The organism is Devosia equisanguinis, assembly GCF_900631955.1.
Taxonomy (GTDB): Bacteria; Pseudomonadota; Alphaproteobacteria; order Rhizobiales; family Devosiaceae; genus Devosia; species Devosia equisanguinis.
Genome location: NZ_UZWD01000025.1, coordinates 46,048 through 63,742, shown reverse-complemented (window position 1 = coordinate 63,742; position 17,695 = coordinate 46,048). Strand labels below are relative to the sequence as shown.

At 62.5% G+C, this 17,695-nt stretch carries 18 protein-coding genes; 9 read left to right on the top strand and 9 right to left on the bottom strand.

Annotated features, from left to right (window positions below):
* Positions 1-2: 2 nt before the first annotated feature.
* A complete protein-coding gene (locus tag DEVEQU_RS09790; protein ID WP_126150389.1) occupies positions 3-422 on the bottom strand; it encodes a secondary thiamine-phosphate synthase enzyme YjbQ in 420 nt (139 codons plus the stop codon).
* Positions 423-680: 258 nt separating this feature from the next.
* Here DEVEQU_RS09790 and DEVEQU_RS20010 point away from each other — a divergent pair, with 258 nt between their 5' ends.
* The 5 genes from DEVEQU_RS20010 (at position 681) to DEVEQU_RS09765 (ending at position 6,108) form a co-directional block, all read left to right on the top strand.
* Complete coding sequence (locus tag DEVEQU_RS20010) at positions 681-2,909, top strand: OmpA family protein (RefSeq protein WP_223214164.1); 2,229 nt, start codon at positions 681-683, stop codon at positions 2,907-2,909.
* Between the two features lie 155 nt (positions 2,910-3,064).
* Positions 3,065-3,580, top strand: coding sequence for a TIGR00645 family protein (locus tag DEVEQU_RS09780; protein ID WP_126150388.1), 516 nt, complete (start codon positions 3,065-3,067; stop codon positions 3,578-3,580).
* A gap of 133 nt (positions 3,581-3,713) precedes the next feature.
* Entirely contained in the window at positions 3,714-4,100 is a 387-nt protein-coding gene (locus tag DEVEQU_RS09775) for a hypothetical protein (protein ID WP_126150387.1), read from the top strand.
* A 179-nt stretch (positions 4,101-4,279) separates the two neighbouring features.
* Positions 4,280-4,966: a tellurite resistance TerB family protein gene (locus DEVEQU_RS09770; RefSeq protein WP_126150386.1), complete on the top strand. Its 687-nt coding sequence runs from the start codon at positions 4,280-4,282 to the stop codon at positions 4,964-4,966.
* A 104-nt stretch (positions 4,967-5,070) separates the two neighbouring features.
* A complete protein-coding gene (locus tag DEVEQU_RS09765) occupies positions 5,071-6,108 on the top strand; it encodes an LLM class flavin-dependent oxidoreductase (protein ID WP_126150385.1) in 1,038 nt (345 codons plus the stop codon).
* A gap of 6 nt (positions 6,109-6,114) precedes the next feature.
* Here DEVEQU_RS09765 and DEVEQU_RS09760 read toward each other — a convergent pair whose 3' ends face one another.
* The 5 genes from DEVEQU_RS09760 to dnaG all read right to left on the bottom strand — a co-directional run bounded on the left by DEVEQU_RS09760 (position 6,115) and on the right by dnaG (position 11,194).
* Entirely contained in the window at positions 6,115-6,336 is a 222-nt protein-coding gene (locus tag DEVEQU_RS09760; RefSeq protein ID WP_126150384.1) for a hypothetical protein, read from the bottom strand.
* A gap of 73 nt (positions 6,337-6,409) precedes the next feature.
* A complete protein-coding gene (locus DEVEQU_RS09755) occupies positions 6,410-6,700 on the bottom strand; it encodes an HlyU family transcriptional regulator (protein WP_126150383.1) in 291 nt (96 codons plus the stop codon).
* 11 nt (positions 6,701-6,711) lie between these two features.
* Positions 6,712-7,005, bottom strand: coding sequence for a DUF2442 domain-containing protein (locus DEVEQU_RS09750; RefSeq protein ID WP_126150382.1), 294 nt, complete (start codon positions 7,003-7,005; stop codon positions 6,712-6,714).
* A gap of 9 nt (positions 7,006-7,014) precedes the next feature.
* A complete protein-coding gene (gene rpoD, locus DEVEQU_RS09745; RefSeq protein ID WP_126150381.1) occupies positions 7,015-9,069 on the bottom strand; it encodes an RNA polymerase sigma factor RpoD in 2,055 nt (684 codons plus the stop codon).
* A gap of 190 nt (positions 9,070-9,259) precedes the next feature.
* The gene (gene dnaG / locus DEVEQU_RS09740) at positions 9,260-11,194 is read right to left on the bottom strand and encodes a DNA primase (protein ID WP_126150380.1); all 1,935 of its coding nucleotides are present in this window, start codon (positions 11,192-11,194) and stop codon (positions 9,260-9,262) included.
* A 57-nt stretch (positions 11,195-11,251) separates the two neighbouring features.
* Between dnaG and DEVEQU_RS09735 the strand changes: the two genes are divergently transcribed.
* Positions 11,252-11,647, top strand: a complete 396-nt coding sequence (locus tag DEVEQU_RS09735) for a hypothetical protein (RefSeq protein ID WP_126150379.1) — start codon at positions 11,252-11,254, stop codon at positions 11,645-11,647.
* A gap of 2 nt (positions 11,648-11,649) precedes the next feature.
* Here the strand turns inward: DEVEQU_RS09735 and DEVEQU_RS09730 are convergent, their stop codons facing one another.
* The gene (locus DEVEQU_RS09730) at positions 11,650-12,213 is read right to left on the bottom strand and encodes an HdeD family acid-resistance protein (protein WP_126150378.1); all 564 of its coding nucleotides are present in this window, start codon (positions 12,211-12,213) and stop codon (positions 11,650-11,652) included.
* Between the two features lie 183 nt (positions 12,214-12,396).
* Between DEVEQU_RS09730 and DEVEQU_RS09725 the strand changes: the two genes are divergently transcribed.
* Positions 12,397-13,587, top strand: a complete 1,191-nt coding sequence (locus DEVEQU_RS09725) for an MFS transporter (protein ID WP_126150377.1) — start codon at positions 12,397-12,399, stop codon at positions 13,585-13,587.
* Positions 13,588-13,696: 109 nt separating this feature from the next.
* Complete coding sequence (locus DEVEQU_RS09720; RefSeq protein ID WP_164550336.1) at positions 13,697-14,845, top strand: GGDEF domain-containing protein; 1,149 nt, start codon at positions 13,697-13,699, stop codon at positions 14,843-14,845.
* A 2-nt stretch (positions 14,846-14,847) separates the two neighbouring features.
* On the opposite strand, the gene DEVEQU_RS09715 is transcribed toward DEVEQU_RS09720, so the two are convergent.
* The gene (locus DEVEQU_RS09715) at positions 14,848-15,300 is read right to left on the bottom strand and encodes a GatB/YqeY domain-containing protein (RefSeq protein ID WP_126150375.1); all 453 of its coding nucleotides are present in this window, start codon (positions 15,298-15,300) and stop codon (positions 14,848-14,850) included.
* 189 nt (positions 15,301-15,489) lie between these two features.
* Between DEVEQU_RS09715 and carA the strand changes: the two genes are divergently transcribed.
* Positions 15,490-16,701, top strand: a complete 1,212-nt coding sequence (carA, locus tag DEVEQU_RS09710) for a glutamine-hydrolyzing carbamoyl-phosphate synthase small subunit (RefSeq protein ID WP_126150374.1) — start codon at positions 15,490-15,492, stop codon at positions 16,699-16,701.
* A 39-nt stretch (positions 16,702-16,740) separates the two neighbouring features.
* Here the strand turns inward: carA and ypfJ are convergent, their stop codons facing one another.
* Positions 16,741-17,679 carry a KPN_02809 family neutral zinc metallopeptidase gene (ypfJ, locus tag DEVEQU_RS09705; protein WP_126150373.1) on the bottom strand — a complete coding sequence of 313 codons (939 nt, stop codon included), beginning with the start codon at positions 17,677-17,679 and terminating at the stop codon, positions 16,741-16,743.
* Positions 17,680-17,695 lie beyond the last annotated feature (16 nt).

The following is a 17,695-nucleotide window of genomic DNA, read 5'->3' as shown; positions in this document are numbered from 1 at the left end:
GATCATTCTCCGATGATATGCAGAACGAGTTCGCGCCCATGGCGCTGGTGACGATGCTCGAAGAGATAGAGCCCCTGCCAGGTGCCGAATACCGGCGCCCCATTCGCCACAGGCACGCCGATCGACGTCTGCGTCAGTGCCGCCTTGATATGGGCTGGCATGTCGTCTGGCCCTTCCAGCGTATGCTCGAGCCAGCTCATCCCCTCGGGCACCAGCCGGTCAAAGAAGCCCAGCATGTCGACCTGCACGTCCGGATCGGCATTTTCCTGAATCAGCAGCGAGCACGACGTGTGCCTGACATAGACCGTGAGGAGACCTGTTTCGATGCTCGACTGGCGCACGAAGGCCCGCACATGCCGCGTCACCTCGTAAAGGCGTTGCCCGCTGGTTTCGATGCGGATGGTGTCGATGACCTGTCTCATGTGCTCCTCTCCTAGCATGCTCGCACCCTGGCGGGGAGGCCCGCATTGGCGCGAGACGTCCACTCGCCCCATTCCTGTCTCAATTGCTTGGAACGTCTGCGAAGGCAAAATCTCGGAACCAACCGCAAAGGCCCGCGTTCCGGGAGTTCCGGGGCTGTGGGCCGGGATAGCGTCTTTCGTCAACCGTTCAGAATGCGTTCAGGTAAGCCCCACCATGCTCGGCAAGACGTGTGCAAGAACACAAAAAGGATAATGCTTATGCGCCTCAAGACCTGGCTTCTCACCGGAACCAGCATCGGCCTCATGGCCTTTGCCCCGATCGCCGCCCAGGCCCAGGATGCAGATTTGCAGTCGGCCGTCAGCGCCTATCTCGCAGCACAGGCTTCGGGTGATCAGGCTGCGATCGACGCTGCCCAGGGCCCGCTCACCGAGCTCTGCATCGTCAATGGCTTCGCCAGCATCGAAGAATGTATCGCTGCGGCCTCCGGTGGCCAGAGCGCCCCACCGCCTGCTCCTGCCCCCGAGCCCGTTCCAGAACCCGCCCCGGTCGATGTTCCCCAGCCCGAGCCGGAACCCCAGCCCGAGCCGGTGATTGAGGAGCCGCAGCCCGAACCTGCCCCTGCAGTTGAAGAGCCCGCACCGGTCGAGGAACCTGCGCCCGCCCCGGCCGTCGAGGCACCTGCCCCGGTCGAAGCCCCGCAGCCCGAACCCGCTATCGAGCAGCCCGCCCCCGCGCCGGTGGAGGAACCTGCTCCCGTCGAACAGCCCGCGCAGGTCGAACAGCCAGCCGCAGAACAGCCCGCGCCCGAGGCTCCTGTCGCTCAGCCCCAGGCTGACATCAGTGCTGCCCTCGCCGCTCAGGTCGACCTGTTCAATGGTGCCTTTGCCGATATGCTCGGTGGTGCTGACCAGACTGATGCGCAGAACCGCATGGCCGCCGCCCGCGCCGAAATCGAGCGCCTGTGTGCCGAGGCAGGGCTAGGCGATGTCAACGCCTGTCTCGCTCAATATGGCCTGTCGTTGCCCGAAGTGCCGGCCGCAGTCCAGCCTGCCGCGCCTGCTGAGCAGCAGCCTGCCGAACAGCCTCCCGTGGCCCCGCAGCCGGTGGAACAGCGCCCTTCAGATGCTCCTGCTGCTCCCGAAGTCGTCAATGACGCCGGCCAGCCCGTCGAAGTGATCGAGGACCTTCCCGCCGGCGTGACCGAAGAGCAGATTGCCCCGGTGCTCGACAGCGCCAAGGACCAGGAAGTGGCCCCCGTTGCCCCGACGCAGGACGGCCAGCCCGCGCCTGTCGCGCCTACCGCAACGCCTGCTGTCTCCACCGAGCCGCCCCCGCCGCCACCGGAAACGGACGCCTTGGCCCAGTCCGAGCAGATGCGCGCCTTTGCCGCCGAACCGGTTGCTTCGGCCACCGCCGAGTCCGGCACAGAAATCCAGGCCACCGGCAACACCACAGTCACCCAGACGGTGGTCAACAACTACGTCAACAACATCACCAATATTAACAACGTGACGAACAACGTCACCAACAACACCACCAACAATACCCAGAACAACGTCACCAACAACACGCAGAACAATATCGGCCAGCAGAACAACATCACCGTCATCGAGCAGACGCCGGTGCGCGAGGCCAATACCGGTGACGTCATCACGCAGGTGATCCTGCAGGTTGGTACGCAGCTGATCGTCAATTCCATCGGGCAGGATACTGACCGCTTCTACAATCCGCAGCAGGACGAGATTTACTACGAAAATCTCAGCAATGGCCGCGTGCGTGAAGTGATCACCCGCCCCGATGGCACCCAGATCGTGACCGTGCGCAACCGCAATGGCGACATTCTGCGCCGCTCGCGTATTGCTCCGGATGGTCGCGAATATGTTCTCGCCACCTTCGACGATCGCTATGACAGCAATCTGGTGGAGTGGCGTGATCCGGGTGCAGACCTGCCGCCGCTGCGTCTCAACATCCCGGTACGTGACTACGTGCTCGACGCCCGCTATGCCGACGAACGCGAGGTTGAAACCTTCTTCAGCCAGCCGCCGGTGGAACAGGTTGCGCGCCTGTACTCGATCGACGAGGTCAAGCGCTCGGCCCGTATCCGTGACAGCGTGCGCAAGCTGGAAGTCGGTAACCTGACCTTCGATACCGGCGCTGCAACCATCAGCCGTGATCAGGTCGCTTCGCTGTCCAACGTCGCCAATGCCATGCAGGCTCTGCTGAGCCGGAACCCCAACGAAACCTTCCTCATCGAAGGCCATACCGACGCCGTGGGCTCCGACATTTCCAACCTGCGTCTGTCCGACCTGCGCGCCGCCACGGTGGCTCGCATTCTGACCGACTTCTACAATATTCCGCCGGAAAACCTGGCCACCCAGGGCTATGGCGAGCGCTACCTCAAGATCCGCACCGAGGCGGCAGAACGCGAAAACCGTCGCGTCACCATCCGCCGCATCACCCCGCTGATCACGGTCGCCAGCAACTGATCGATCCGGCGCATCGACGCCTGATACGAACCGCGAATATAGAAGGCCGGGCCCAGTGCCCGGCCTTTTTTAGTTGCGCTCAGCCGGCACGCCATTTGCCATCTTGCGCGCCGCCATAGGCTTGATATCCATGCGCGTCCCGCTCCGGAGCCGCCATGAAGAACCTCGAAATCCTTGTCGAACGCGTCATCCTCGCCTCGCGCTGGCTGCTTGTGGTCTTCTATATCGGCCTCGGCATCGCGCTATTGCTCTACGCGGTCACCTTCGGCATCAAGCTCTGGGATTTCGGCAGCCATCTTTTCGATCTCGACGAGACCGAAACCATTCTCAAGATTCTCGGCCTGATCGACGCCGCACTGATCGCCAGCCTGGTCGTGATGGTCATTATCTCGGGCTACGAAAACTTCGTTTCGCGTTTTGACAATGAGGGCGATGTGCATTGGCTGGGCCAGATCGATGCTGGCTCGCTCAAGATCAAGGTGGCCTCGACCATCGTCGCCATCTCCTCGATCCACCTCCTGCAGATCTTCCTCAACGTCCCGCGTTACACCAATGAGCAGATTCTCTGGTACACCGTGTTGCACGTGACCTTCATCATCTCGGCACTTTTCCTGGCCGTGATCGATAAAATCTCAAAAAAGCCACAAAAGAACGACGCTCCAGACCTCTAGTCTAGGGCGTTAACTTTTTGTAATAGCAAGCAAAAAGCGATTCAGATCACAAGTTCAGCGTCAAATCACAGTTCCGGGAACGAACCCCAAAACTCCGCGTTTCTTAGCCAGCGTTGAAACAAAGGAGCAAATGATGGCTACCCCCGAACGCGATACCGTCTACACCCAGGACGGCAACCGTACCGTCTATACCCGTGAAAGCAACGGCACCGGCTGGTTCGTCGGCATCATCGTTGCACTGGCCCTGCTGGCCATTGGTTACCTGGTCTTCTCGGCTAACTCCGGCCCGACGACCACTGTTGACGTCAACGGCGTTCCCGCTGTGGAAGCTCCGCTGACCACCGACCCGGCGATCGCGCCGGCTCCCATGACTGAAGCTCCGGCGACCGGCGTTGACGCCGCTCCGATGACCGAAGCTCCGGCCGTGACTACGGAAACTCCGGCTCCGGCCGCCGATACGCCGGCTGGCGTTGAAGCCACCCCGGCCCCTGTTGCTGAACCCGCTGCTCCCGGCGCTTAATCAGCGATAGGTCCCTGGTTACTCCCGCCAGGCAAAGAAAACCCCGGACAGTCCGGGGTTTTTTTGTGCCCTCCGACGAGACAACCGGAAATTTCGCGGCCGAGGCCACTCTCGGCCGCCTGCGCCGTTGCGAAACGACCTTCTCCACCCCATCTCAGACCAAACCCAAGGGAGCTTCCATGTTCAATATCGACCAGATCATCAAGACCCTGCAGACCGACAAGAATGCACAGCGCACCGCCATGACCGGCGCGGCTGGCCTCGCCGCCGGCATGCTGTTCTCCGGCGGCAAGCCGGGAAAGCTGCTCGGCACTGCCGTCAAGGCGGGTGCGCTGGCCGCTGTGGGCGGCCTCGCATACAAGGCCTGGCAGAACTATCAACAGGGCCAGCCCGGCGCCGCCCCTGCGCCCTCGGAAGATGCCTTTATCCCCTCAACCGCCAATGCCGCCGAGCATGAAGAACTGGGCAAGACCCTGGTCCGCGCCATGATCGCCGCCGCCAAGGCCGACGGCCGCATCGACGCGACCGAAAAGGAAGTCATCTTCGACAAGCTCAAGACCATGTCGCTCTCGGCCGAGGAAAAAGCCTGGGTGTTCGACGAACTGAGCTCGCCGCTCGACATCAACGCCGTGGCGGCCCGCGCCGACACCCCCGAGCATGCCGCCGAGATCTACGCCGCCTCCCTCGTTGCCATCTCGGCCGACACATCGGCGGAACAGGCCTATCTCGAAGCGCTGGCAGTGAAGCTGAAGCTCGACCCGGGTCTGGTCGCAGAAATTCATCGCCAAGCCGGCGAGAAGGCCCCGCAACCGGCATCGAGCCCGGTTTCGCCCTTTGCCTATACACCGGACACCAGCAACGTCTGATCGATCCTGGACACCGCGCGGACACCACGCCGCGCGGTAACACTCATGTGCGTTCTTGAAGCCAGGGGCCCAGGCGGCCACATCTGCCGGCAAGGAGAACACTCATGGAACTTGGTCTATATTCCTTTGCCGAGAACACCCCCGATCCGCTCAACGGCAATCGACTGCAATGGCCCGCCGAGCGTCTTGCGGACCTGATCGAGGAAATCGAGCTGGCCGACCAGCTGGGGCTGGCCTTTTACGGCCTCGGCGAACATCATCGCTCTGACTATGTCGCGTCCGCTCCGGTGACCATTCTGGCGGCTGCCGCCGCCCGCACCAAATCGATCCGTCTTTCGACCGCCGTGACTGTGCTGAGTTCGGAAGATCCGGTTCGCGTCTGGCAGCAATTCGCCACGCTCGATCTCATCAGCAATGGCCGCGCCGAAATCATGGCCGGCCGCGGCTCATTCATCGAGAGCTTCCCGCTCTTCGGCCTTAACCTCGACGACTATGACGATCTGTTCGAGGAAAAGCTCGAAATGCTGCTGAAAATCCGCGAAGGCGGCAAAGTAGCCTGGCCTGGCAGCAAGCACACCAAGCCCATTCCCGGGCTGGAAATCTATCCCAAGCCGCTACAACAACCCCTGCCGCTCTGGATCGCAGTGGGCGGCACCCCCAACTCAGTCGCCCGCGCCGCCTATTACGGTCTGCCGCTAATGATCGCCATCATCGGCGGACGGCCGCGCCAGTTCCAACCGCTGACCGAACTCTATCGCCAGACCGGCGCCAAGGTCGGCCACGACGCCGCAAAGCTCAAGCTTGGCGTCTCCGGCCACGGCTTCATTGCCGCCACCAGCCAGCAGGCACGCGACACCGCCTTCCCCGCCCACAATGCGGTAATGAGCAAGATCGGCGCCGAACGCGGCTGGCCTCCGGGAACGCGGGCACAGTTCGATGCCGGAACGACGCCGGAAGGCGCCTACTATGTGGGCTCTCCGCAAGAGGTCATCGACAAGATCCTCATGCAGCACGAATGGTTCGGCCACGACCGCTTCGGCCTGCAGCTGAGCGTCGGCACCCTGCCGCACGACCAGGTCATGAAGTCCATCGAGCTCTACGGCTCAGTGGTTAAACCGGCAATCGACAAGGCCCTGGGGTGACGGGGACTACTTCCCGCTGCGCTTGATCGACTTGATGGCCAGCGGCGGCACGCCGGACTTTTCGGAGATGGCGCGGTCCTGTTCCTCGATGGCGGCCTTGGCGGGTTCGTCGCCGTCGAGCCCACCCAATAGGTTCGCATCCACCTTGCGGTTCGAGCGCTGGCTGCCGTCTTCATAGACGATGTCGAACATCACGAACTCGGTCCGCGCGGTAGGTTTCCTGGCCATTTTCTATGGTCCTTTCAAAAGCGAACCGCGAGCCGGGACGGCTCGCGGTCAATACGTACAGGCGTGCAGGCGATCAGCGGAAAATGCCGTCGCCCTGCTCGTCGATGATCTGGCGGCCCTTGCCCAGGGCCAGCGAAACGAGGTCGTCCACCGAGCTCATGCGGTCGGCACGAATGTAGCGATAGGTCTTCAACTCGCCGTCAAAACCTTTCTCGATAAGGCCGGCCAGCTGATACTCGCTGCCCACCTTCATCTCGATGGCCTTGATCAGATAGCCCTTGTAGGTCTCTTCGCCGAGGGTCTTTTCCCCGGCCGGTTCAGCACTGGCGGAACCGCCACCGAACAGCTTCTTGAAAAACGACATGGGCGGCCTCCTTAATATCTGCTTTTGCGCTCGGGCCGGGGTCGCTCCAGCTCACCACGCTTGTCCATCTCCTCCTGCAGCCAAAGCGGCGAGATGTCAAAGTAGTTCGGCCAGATCGGCTTGCCATTGACCAGTTCGACCTGCGAGAAATACGCCCGATCCCGCAACGGCTCCGTCCCCTCGCCCCGCTCCGCCAGCATCGGCGCCGCATTAAACGTTCCCCACGTCCCGTCCGAAAACGTCACCACCAGCTTGAACGGAACAGCGGTGCGAAGCGAAGTGAGTTTGAGACGGGAAGCCGCCACGGGCGGCTCCTAATTGTCGAGGAAGCTCCGCAGCTTCCGGCTCCGGCTCGGATGCTTGAGCTTGCGCAGCGCCTTGGCTTCGATCTGACGGATACGCTCGCGCGTCACCGAGAACTGCTGGCCGACTTCCTCCAGCGTATGGTCGGTATTCATGCCGATACCGAAGCGCATGCGCAGCACGCGCTCTTCGCGCGGGGTCAGCGATGCCAGAACGCGCGTGGTGGTTTCACGCAGGTTCGACTGAATCGCGGCATCGATCGGCTGGATCGCGTTCACGTCCTGGATGAAATCGCCGAGGTTCGAATCTTCCTCATCACCGATCGGGGTTTCAAGCGAGATCGGCTCCTTGGCGATCTTGAGCACCTTGCGGACCTTGTCGAGCGGCATTTGCAGCTTCTCGGACAACTCTTCCGGCGTCGGCTCGCGGCCGATTTCATGCAGCATCTGGCGGCTGGTGCGAACGATCTTGTTGATCGTCTCGATCATGTGCACCGGAATACGGATGGTGCGCGCCTGATCGGCGATCGAGCGGGTGATCGCCTGACGAATCCACCAGGTCGCATAGGTCGAGAACTTGTAGCCGCGGCGATATTCGAACTTATCGACGGCCTTCATCAACCCGATATTGCCTTCCTGGATCAGGTCGAGGAACTGCAAGCCACGATTGGTGTACTTCTTGGCGATGGAGATCACGAGACGCAGATTGGCCTCGACCATCTCCTTCTTGGCGATGGCGGCTTCGCGTTCGCCCTTCTGCACCTTGTGCACGATGCGGCGATATTCGGCGATATCGAGGCCCGTCTCGGTCGCCAGCGTGGCGATCTCGGTGCGGATTTCCTTGATGGTGTCGACTTCGCGGCGGGCAAACTCGCCCCAGCCCTTGCCATCGAAATTCTCGACTTCCCATTCCCAGCTGGGGTCGAGCTCGCGGCCATAATAGTTCTCGAGGAACTTTTCGCGCTTGACGCCATAGCTTTCGGCAAGGCGCAGCAGGCGCCCCTCGAAGCGCACCAGGCGCTTGTTGATGTCGTAGAGCTGCTCGACCAGGCTTTCGATACGGCTGGTGTTCAGCGACAGCGACTTCACGTCGGCGATCACCTCGCCGCGCAGCGCGCCCAGGCGTTCGTTCTCGGCGTCGGATACGGTGGCCGAGCGATCCTCGGCATGGCGATCCTGCATTTCGCGCATCTGGCCATAGGCCTCGGCGATGCGGTTGAAGGTCTCCACCACCTGCGGCTTGAGCTCGGCTTCCATGGCCGACAGCGACAGGGCGTTGTCGAATTCGTCGTCGTCGTCCTCGACCGGATCCTGCGGCGGCTCGGGCTCTTCCGGCACATAGTCGTCGTCATCGCCGCTCGAGGCGCGCTTGGGCGCAGGCTTGGCCTTTTCCTTGGCCGGCTCGGGCTCGGGACGGGCCGGAGCCACCGGGATCTCGGGCGCCGCCTGCTTGGCATCGGGGCCGGCATAGGTGGCTTCGAGGTCGATGATGTCGCGCAGCAGGATTTCGCCCTGGGCGAGCTGGTCGCGCCAGATGATAATGGCCTGGAAGGTCAGCGGGCTTTCGCACAGACCTTCGATCATGGTCTCGCGGCCGGCCTCGATGCGCTTGGCGATGGCGATTTCGCCCTCGCGGCTCAGAAGCTCGACCGAGCCCATTTCGCGCAGATACATGCGCACGGGGTCGTCGGTGCGGTCGCTGCCCGATTTGGTATTGGAGGTGCTGGCGAGCGCGGTGCCGGCCGAAGTGGCGACTTCGGTGCCGCTATCGTCCTCGTCCTTCTCGACTTCGGTCTCTTCGACTTCGTCCTCGTCGACCACATTGATGCCCATTTCGGAGAACATCGACATGAAGTCTTCGATCTGCTCCGAGCTTACCTCGTCGGAGGGCAGGACGGCATTGAGCTCTTCATAGGTCACATAGCCGCGCTTCTTGGCGACCTTGATCAGCTTTTTGACGGCCGCATCGTTCTGGTCGATCAGCGGACTGTCATTGGACGCTTCCGGGGCGCCGGCTTCCGGCTTCTCGGTGTCCTTGCTGGCTTTGTTCGCAACCTTGGTGGCCATCTGGTACTCCTCGGGACCCATTGGGCGGGTGGTCCCGGCTGTGTCTTATGTGGTGACAACTCAAGACAAGGTAAAGGTTTGGTCACCGGACCGTTAACGGCCCGCGCCAATTTAGTTCGCCTAGGGCGCTGCGGCACCGATTCGCCACAACGCAAAATCGCGCATCGTCGCCGCCTTCAGGGTAACGTCCCTAAAAACTGCGAGTTGCGCGTCCCGATAGCGAACCAAAGCCTTCGATCAATGCCTCTGTGCCATCGACAGTGGTAATCTGGTTCTTGATGTCCCGCAGCCTTTCAAAGGTTTCATCGCTCGGGTCTTCGCCCAGCGCCGCTTCGGCTGCCTTCAGCTCTCTATTTAGCTGAACTTTCTTGTTATGCAAGGCCAGGGCGTGACTCAATCCGATCTCGGCATCGACCAGAGCAGTCTCCTGGCTCACCTGCCACACCCCCTGCCGCGCCAGCGTATCGGTCATTCTATCGAGGGACGGACCATGGCCGCGCACCCCCAGCGCTGCCCGCAAGTCCTCGGCACTGATATCGTGATGGCGCACTGCCAGTGCCAGAATATCGGACAGCACCTTCTGCGCGGTGGGCGTTTCGCAGTCGATGGCCGCCAACGTTTCGAACTTGTCCTCGACCAATGCCGGATGATTGACCAGCGTCAGGATGATGATGGCCTCGCGCGGCGATGCATCGACCACAGCGCTCCCGCGTACCAACCGGGAGTTGCGCAAAGTGTCCGACACCACCGAACGCGGTGTGCCCCGGGCCGGAAAACCATAGGCGCCGCTTTGGCCATAGGCCGGCTTGCCGCCGCGATAAGCGTCACGCCCCTGCCGGATCGGCGCGAAGAAGGCCTTGAGCTTTTCATCGAAGGCCTGGGCATAGTGGAAGCGGACATTGGCATCCTGGATTGCATTGGCGCGTTCGCGTAACCGCGCCTGCATCGCCGCCCGCTCTTCCGGCGCCTCCGGCACGAGACCGCCCGTCTCGAAACTCCACACCATGTCCGAAAGGCTGCGCGCCTTTTCGATCACCTCGGCGAAGGCCGCCCTGCCCTGCGCCTTGATCAGGTCGTCGGGGTCGAGTCCCTCGGGGAGAGTTGCGATCTTGACGGTCTTGCCGGGCTTGAGATGCGGCATGATCAGATCGGCGGCGCGCTCCGCCGCCTTGAGGCCTGCCTTGTCGCCGTCAAAGCACAAAACCGGCGTATCGCTCATCCGCCACAGCAATTGCACATGCTCTTCGGTCAGCGCCGTGCCGAGCGGTGCGACTGCGCCCTCGAAGCCCGCCGAGACCGCGGCGATTACGTCAAGATAGCCTTCGACGACGATCAGCGTCGCCCCGTCGCGCGTCGCTCCCTTGGCGCTATGGCCGTTGTAGAGCGTCTGCCGCTTGTGAAAGAGCTCGGTCTCGGGAGAATTGAGATACTTCGCCGGCACATCGGCGCTCAGCGCCCGCCCGCCAAAGGCGATCACCCGTCCGCGGAAATCAGTGATCGGGAACATCACGCGATTGCGGAACCGATCATAGGTCAGGGCATCGCCGTCCCGGCTGGTGACGAGGCCGGTATCGACCATGGCTTGCGCCGAGACACCATTGGCCGCCAGATGCTCTTTGAGCCCGTTGCGGCTATCGGGCGCAAAGCCGATGCGGAACCGCTGCTGGCTGGTTGGCGACACACCGCGCTCGAACAGATAGCCGCGCGCCCGCGCCCCGATATTGTGCGCCAGTGCCGCCTCGAAATAGGCCGTGGCGATTTCCATCACGTCGAGCAGGCTTTTTTGCGCCGCCTCGCGCCGCTCGGTCTTCTCGTCCCGCGCCGGCATCGGCACGCCGGCCATGCCCGCCAGCTTCTCCACTGCCTCGGGGAAGCTCATCCCCGCCTTTTCCGTCAGAAAGCGGAAATGATCCCCGCTCGCGCCGCAGCCGAAGCAATGATAAATGCCGCGCCGGTCGTCTGCGTGAAAGCTCGGGCTCTTTTCGGCATGGAACGGGCAGCAGGCCCACATATCGCCCTTGCCGGGCTGGCTCTTGCGCTTGTCCCACAGGACGTGCTCGCCCACCACCTGCGTAATCGGCAGGCGCTGGCGGATCTCGTCGAGGAACTGATCTGAAAAGCGCATATGTGCTATCTAGGCACTCCTGGCGGCCAAGTCACGAACAAGGAACTTATCCACACCATGCCACAGGCAAACCGGTTTTCCCTGCCCGCCCTTCTGGCCCTCACCACTCTGCCAGCCCTGGTCGTCGGCGCGGGCCTGTGGTTCCTGGGCGACCTCGCCCCACAATGTCAGATCAACGAAACCAGTCGCCTGCCCGCGCCGAACGACACATTCGACCTTGTAGTCTTCTCGCGCAATTGCGGCGGCACCACTCCGGCAAATGCCCAGGCCGCCTTGGTGCCCATGGGCGAAACCATGCCGGAAGACGCCGCCAGCTTCGTGTCGGTCGGCCAGGCCACCGACTTCGCCGCCGCATGGACCGCTGACGGCGAAATCGCGCTGAGTCTGCCGCCTGGCGCGAAAATCTACCGGAACGATGACCACGTCGCCGGGGTCACCGTTCGCTATCGTTAGGTCTAGGCGACCTTGCTCGACTGGTAGAGGCGCCAGGCCCAACCAAACAGACCCACCGCGAAGAAGATCAGCAGCACGCCGCCCATGACCATGCCGACCGAGGCACTGAGCAGCGGGAAGAGCAGGAAGACCAGGCCAAGCAGCACATAGGATACACCCGACAGCACCACAGGCCAGATGCGGGCATAGCTCTGCCGCTCGCGCACGATCACCACGATCTGCATGACGCCCACGAACACGGCCGCGATACCGACCATGGTTGACATGACCGTGACAGTGAAAATTGTCGCCAGCAGCGGACTGATCAGGATGAGCACTCCGAGGATGAGAGAGGCCGCATTGGCCACCACGTCGAACCAGTAATTACCGGATTTGCCACCGCCAAAGGTCAGGCTCCACAGGCCCAGCACGCCGTCGATGATGAGCAGGATACCGCCAAACAGCACCAGCACCGCCAGTGCCTCCAGGGGCCAGATGATCGCGTAGATACCCGCGAGCAGCATCAGCACGCCACGCAGCGCCGTTGCCAGCGCGAACCGTTTTTTTGTCTGGGACGAAATAGCCATCACACATCTCCATGACGGGGCATGAGCCTCCGATCTCCGAACTCTAGCGCAGGCCCCTGCCCCCTGCCATAGCCTGATCACTTTAGAGTTTCTAAAGTCGGCAAGGAATTTTGTTCATTGCCGCGCACTTCCGCATGTGGGATGAGCGCGCCTCCGGCCCTGCTCCATGCGCGGAAATTCTCCATGTCGCTCCCCCTTCTCGCCCTGTTCCTGGCTGCTTTTGCCTTTGGTACCGCTGAATTCGTCATTGCCGGCGTGCTGCCGGACGTGGCGGCAGGTCTGGGCGTCACCGTGCCGGTGGCCGGCTATCTGATTTCGGGTTACGCCATTGGCATCGCCGTCGGCGGTCCGCTTCTGGCCGTCGCCAGCAAGAAGATGAGTCGCAAGACGTTGATCATCCTGCTGGGGGCAGTCTTCACTCTCGGCCAGGTCTTGTCTGCCCTGGCGCCCAATTTCGAGACGCTGATGCTGGCGCGTCTCCTGGTCTCGGTGGTGCACGGCACCTATTTCGGCATCGCCGCCATTGTCGCCGTCAGCATCGTCGCCCCCGAAAATCGCGGCTTCGCCGTCGCGCTGATCCTGTCCGGCCTCACCGTCTCCAATATTCTGGGCGTGCCCGGCGGCACCGCCATCGGCAATGCGCTCGGCTGGCGCGCCACTTTCTGGGCCGTCGGCGCGCTGGGGCTCGCCGCCACCCTGGCCATAGCCATCTTTCTGCCTGCCAAGGCAGGCGCCTCTGCCGCCATCGGCAGCTTCCGTCGCGAGATCAAGGCCCTGGGCCGCCAGCAGATCGTCACCTCGCTGATCATCGTCATCCTGGTGATGATCGGCCAGTACAGCCTTTTCACGTATATCGCCCCGCTTCTTTTGCAGGTCACAAAGCTCGATCCGGGCGTCGTGCCATGGATCCTGCTGCTCTACGGCGTCGGCTCCACCATCGGCGTATTCATCGGCGGGCGGCTCGCCGACTGGAAGCTGATGCCGTCGCTGATCACCATTCTCGCCCTGCAGGCCATGCTGTTCGCCGGCCTCTACCTGGCCAGCCCCTATGCCCTGCCCATGGCCATTCTCACCGTGCTCTGGGGCGGCGCCAATTTTGCCTTCGGCTCGCCGGTGCAGTCGCGCGTGCTCGCCTGGGCTGGCGATGCACCCAACCTCGCCTCGGCGCTCATCCCCACCGGCTTCAATATCGGCATCGCCATCGGCGCCATTCTGGGAGCGCACCTGCTCGAGAGCGGCTTCGGCTATGCCAGCCTGCCGCTGATCGGCACGGTATCGCTGGTGCTGGCCGTGCTGGTCGCTATCTTTTCAGGCGTCTGGGAAAAACGCAGCGGCGTCCTGCCGCCCCAGTCACAGGCACTTGCGGCGGAATAACGGTTTCCGGTTAAGGTCTCGGTGACTATTTCGGCATTTGTGTTAATGCAGGTAAGAAACCTTTTGCCCTTTGCATCCTATGAGCGAGCTGCCACGTACAGGTAGCCGCATGGTCATAGACAACGCGTCATTGCTGATTGCCATCGCCTTCTCCAGCGGATCGTTGATGATCGCCCTGCTTATCGGCTGGATGAACAGCAGGCGCGAGTCCTACCTTCTGTTCGGCGCCGGCGGCATTGGCCTTGTTGTCATCGCCATGGCTGCCATGGGCCTGCGCAACGGCGCCTATGACATGTTCATTCAGCTCGTGCCCTTTGTGCTGCTGCTCATCGGCTTCGCGCTGATCTATGCCGGATCCCGGATTTTTCGCGACGAGGCGGCCAGCACCATTCCTGCCCTCGTCATTGGGATGGTGGCGGTAATCACCACCGCCGTGCCGATCATCGTCGGTCTCTCCGGCATCGGCACCATCATGCTCAACATCGGTGGCGCCGTGCTCATGCTGCTGTGTGGGCGCGAATACTGGCGCAGCCGCAAGGAGGCCCGAGGCGCCTTGATCGTCAATGCCGTGCTTTACACTCTCACCGCGATATCCTTCGCCTGCTGCGCGCTGGTCTTGCTGCTCGAAGGACGTTGGGTGCTCGATGGCCCGCCCAATAACTGGGCGGAGGACTTCAATTCCATCATGTCCCTGGTGGGGCTTACCGGCATTGGCGCCATTACCCTCACCCTTCACCACGCGCGCAATGCGCGGCATCACCGCATGGAGGCGCACACAGACGCCCTCACCGGCGTGCTCAATCGGCGTGCCCTGTTCGACATCTATCCCGAGGGTCACATCGCCACCGGCCTGGCCGTGCTGATGTTCGACCTCGACCATTTCAAGCAGATCAATGACCGTTTGGGCCACGCTGCCGGCGACCATGTGCTGCAGCAATTCGCCGATGTCATGCGTGAGGAATTGCGCGCCGCCGACACCATTGCCCGCCTCGGTGGCGAAGAGTTTTGCGTCATCATGCGCGACATGGATGGCGAGCGGGCCAAGGCGATTGCCGAGCGGATCCGCACACGTTTTGCCGGACTCAACCTGTCGCGCGGCCAGGATGGCCAGGTGGCCACCGTCAGCGCCGGCCTGGCGGTCGGCGGCCAGGACGAGCCATTTTCATCGGTGCTCAGCCGCGCCGATGCGGCCCTTTACAAGGCCAAGAGCGCCGGCCGCAATCAGGTCCATATCGCGGCCCTGCGCCTCGTCGCCTGACCTTAGGCGCTGAGCGCCGCCCGCACCTGCCCGCTCACCTTGCCGAAATCGATCCGCCCCGGATAATCCGCCTTGAGCTGGGCAATCACCTTGCCCATGTCTTTCGGCCCCTCGGCGCCCGTCGTCGTAATCGCGGCAGCGATGGCGGCGGCCACTTCCTCTTCCGAAAGTCCCTTGGGCAGGAACTCGTTGAGAATGTCGATTTCTTCCTTTTCCACCGTGGCGAGATCGGCGCGGCCGGCCTGGGCGTAGATGGCAAAGCTCTCTTCGCGCTGCTTCACCATCTTCTGGATGATCGACAAAATCTCGTCATGGGTGGCCGGTCCCTTGCCATCGCCACGATTGGCGATGTCGCGATCCGTGATGGCCGCATTGATGGCGCGCAGCGTGCCGGTGCGCCGCTGGTCGCGGGCCTTGAGCGCCTGCTTGAGCCCTTCACTGATGTCTTCACGCATGGTTGCGGCTCCTTGCTTCGCCTGGAATTGCCCCCATATAGCGATGAAACGCGGCCAACGCCACTTGCGCAGACCGCCCGGGCCCCCTAAGAGGAGGCCTCAACCGACATCATCGCCGCGACATATGGCAGGCCTCCCAGCCACCGTTCTCGTTGCGCGACCATAGAAAACCGAGCTTGGAGACCCAAAGTGACCGGCTGGCAGCAGACCCCCGCGACCGCAGTTCTGATTCTGGCAGACGGCACGCGCCTGAAAGGGCACGGTATTGGCGCAGTCGGCCACGCGGCCGGCGAAGTCTGCTTCAACACCGCCATGACCGGTTACCAGGAAGTGCTGACCGACCCATCCTATGCCGGACAGATCATCACCTTCACCTTCCCCCATATCGGCAATGTCGGCGCCAATGACGAAGACATCGAGACGGTGAACATGGCCGCGCTTTCGGGCGTGCGCGGCGTCGTGCTCAAGGCCGACATCACCAACCCATCCAATTATCGCGCCGCCGAAAAGCTCGATGCCTGGCTCAAGAAGCGCAATATCGTCGGGATCGCGGGCGTCGACACCCGCGCCCTCACCGCGCTGATCCGCGAAAACGGCATGCCCAACGGCGTCATCGCCCATGAACCGAGCGGCCAGTTCGACGACGGCTCGATCATGGCGGAACTCAAGGCGTTCCCAGGCCTCGAAGGCCTCGACCTCGCCAAGGAAGTCACCACGGCCCAGACCTATCACTGGGACCAGACCTCCTGGGTCTGGAACGAGGGCTATGGCACGCTCGAAAAGCCCGACTTCCACGTCGTCGCCATCGATTTCGGCGCCAAGCGCAACATCCTGCGCTGCTTGGCCGACCAGGGCGCCAAGGTTACCGTCGTCCCTGCGACAGCATCGGCTGCTGACGTCATGTCGCACAACCCTGATGCCATCTTCCTGTCCAACGGCCCCGGCGATCCGGCGGCAACCGGCAAATATGCCGTGCCGACCATTCAGAAGCTGATGGAAACCGGAAAGCCGATGTTCGGCATCTGCCTGGGACACCAGCTGCTGGGCATCGCCCTGGGCGGCACGACGTCGAAAATGCATCAGGGCCATCACGGCGCCAATCACCCGGTCAAGGACCTGACAACAGGCAAGGTCGAGATCACGTCGATGAATCACGGCTTTGCCGTCGATGCCGAGACGCTGCCCGCCGGCGTCACCCAGACGCATATTTCGCTCTTCGACGGCTCCAATGCCGGCCTGGCCGTGGACGGCAAGCCGATCTTCTCGGTGCAATACCACCCCGAAGCCAGCCCCGGCCCGCAGGACAGCCACTATCTCTTTACGCGCTTCCTCAATCACGTCCGCAGGGAGAAGGGCCTCCCCGAAAAGCCCGAATATGTGGCTCCTGGCGCAGCGGCGTAAAAATCAAAACCCCAGCTCCAAGCTGGGGTTTTTCTTTATCTAGACACTCCCCGAGAATGTATCGCACTGGTTCGGGTCGCCGGAGCTGTAGCCGCGCTGGAACCAGGTCTTGCGCTGTGCGGAGGTGCCATGGTTGAAGGTTTTCGGCACCGCAAAGCCCTGCATGCGCTTTTGCAGCGTGTCGTCGCCGATCTGGTTGGCGGCGTTCAGCGCTTCCTCGATATCCTCCGATTCGAGCAGGTTCTGCTGGCCGGCATAATTGGCCCACACACCGGCATAGCAATCGGCCTGCAGCTCGACGCGCACCGAATAGGCATTGGCCTGTTCCTGGCTCATCGCCTGGCGACGGCGATTGAACTCTGGCAGCACGCCGGTGAGGTTCTGGATGTGGTGGCCAACTTCGTGCGCCAGCACATAGGCCTGGGCGAAATCGCCCGGCGCTCCGAACTTGCGGTGCAACTCGTCATAGAAGCTGAGGTCGATATAGACCTTGGAATCGCCCGGGCAATAGAATGGACCAACCGAAGCATCGGCCATGCCGCAAGCGGTATTCACCTGATCGGTGAACAGCACCACCTTGGGCTCGGGATAGTTCTGGCCGGACGCGGCAAACACGTCGGTCCACAGGTTTTCCGTCTCCTTGACCACCACGCCGACGAAATCGGCAAGCTCGTCCTCGCCCTGGGCTGGCAATTGCCGAGACGAGGCGCTGCTGGAGGAGGGAATCGTGCCGGAATTGCCGCCGGTCATCATGTCGAGCGGATTCTGTCCGGTGACGAACCAGATAATCCCCAGCACCACGACGATGCCGATCAGGCTGGAAATACCGCCCTTCGACCCACGCCCGCCGCCGCCAGTGGGAATGCGAAAGCCGCCACCACTGCCGCCCAGGCCGCCGAGCCCCCCAAGTCCGCCTCCGGACCGCTGGCCCCGACGATCCTCGATATTAGAGCTACGCTCCCGACCCTGCCACTTCATGATAACGACGCCTTTT

Excerpts from the sequence above, each read along its gene's own strand:
- DEVEQU_RS09735 (WP_126150379.1), top strand. The coding sequence starts at position 11,252 with ATGCCACAGGCAAACCGGTTTTCCCTGCCCGCCCTTCTGGCCCTCACC.
- DEVEQU_RS09720 (WP_164550336.1), top strand. The coding sequence starts at position 13,697 with ATGGTCATAGACAACGCGTCATTGCTGATTGCCATCGCCTTCTCCAGC.
- DEVEQU_RS09780 (WP_126150388.1), top strand. The coding sequence starts at position 3,065 with ATGAAGAACCTCGAAATCCTTGTCGAACGCGTCATCCTCGCCTCGCGC.
- DEVEQU_RS09790 (WP_126150389.1), bottom strand. The coding sequence starts at position 422 with ATGAGACAGGTCATCGACACCATCCGCATCGAAACCAGCGGGCAACGC.
- DEVEQU_RS09765 (WP_126150385.1), top strand. The coding sequence starts at position 5,071 with ATGGAACTTGGTCTATATTCCTTTGCCGAGAACACCCCCGATCCGCTC.
- DEVEQU_RS09755 (WP_126150383.1), bottom strand. The coding sequence starts at position 6,700 with ATGTCGTTTTTCAAGAAGCTGTTCGGTGGCGGTTCCGCCAGTGCTGAA.
- DEVEQU_RS09770 (WP_126150386.1), top strand. The coding sequence starts at position 4,280 with ATGTTCAATATCGACCAGATCATCAAGACCCTGCAGACCGACAAGAAT.
- DEVEQU_RS09760 (WP_126150384.1), bottom strand. The coding sequence starts at position 6,336 with ATGGCCAGGAAACCTACCGCGCGGACCGAGTTCGTGATGTTCGACATC.
- DEVEQU_RS09725 (WP_126150377.1), top strand. The coding sequence starts at position 12,397 with ATGTCGCTCCCCCTTCTCGCCCTGTTCCTGGCTGCTTTTGCCTTTGGT.
- DEVEQU_RS20010 (WP_223214164.1), top strand. The coding sequence starts at position 681 with ATGCGCCTCAAGACCTGGCTTCTCACCGGAACCAGCATCGGCCTCATG.
- ypfJ (WP_126150373.1), bottom strand. The coding sequence starts at position 17,679 with ATGAAGTGGCAGGGTCGGGAGCGTAGCTCTAATATCGAGGATCGTCGG.
- DEVEQU_RS09775 (WP_126150387.1), top strand. The coding sequence starts at position 3,714 with ATGGCTACCCCCGAACGCGATACCGTCTACACCCAGGACGGCAACCGT.
- DEVEQU_RS09730 (WP_126150378.1), bottom strand. The coding sequence starts at position 12,213 with ATGGCTATTTCGTCCCAGACAAAAAAACGGTTCGCGCTGGCAACGGCG.
- DEVEQU_RS09715 (WP_126150375.1), bottom strand. The coding sequence starts at position 15,300 with ATGCGTGAAGACATCAGTGAAGGGCTCAAGCAGGCGCTCAAGGCCCGC.
- dnaG (WP_126150380.1), bottom strand. The coding sequence starts at position 11,194 with ATGCGCTTTTCAGATCAGTTCCTCGACGAGATCCGCCAGCGCCTGCCG.
- rpoD (WP_126150381.1), bottom strand. The coding sequence starts at position 9,069 with ATGGCCACCAAGGTTGCGAACAAAGCCAGCAAGGACACCGAGAAGCCG.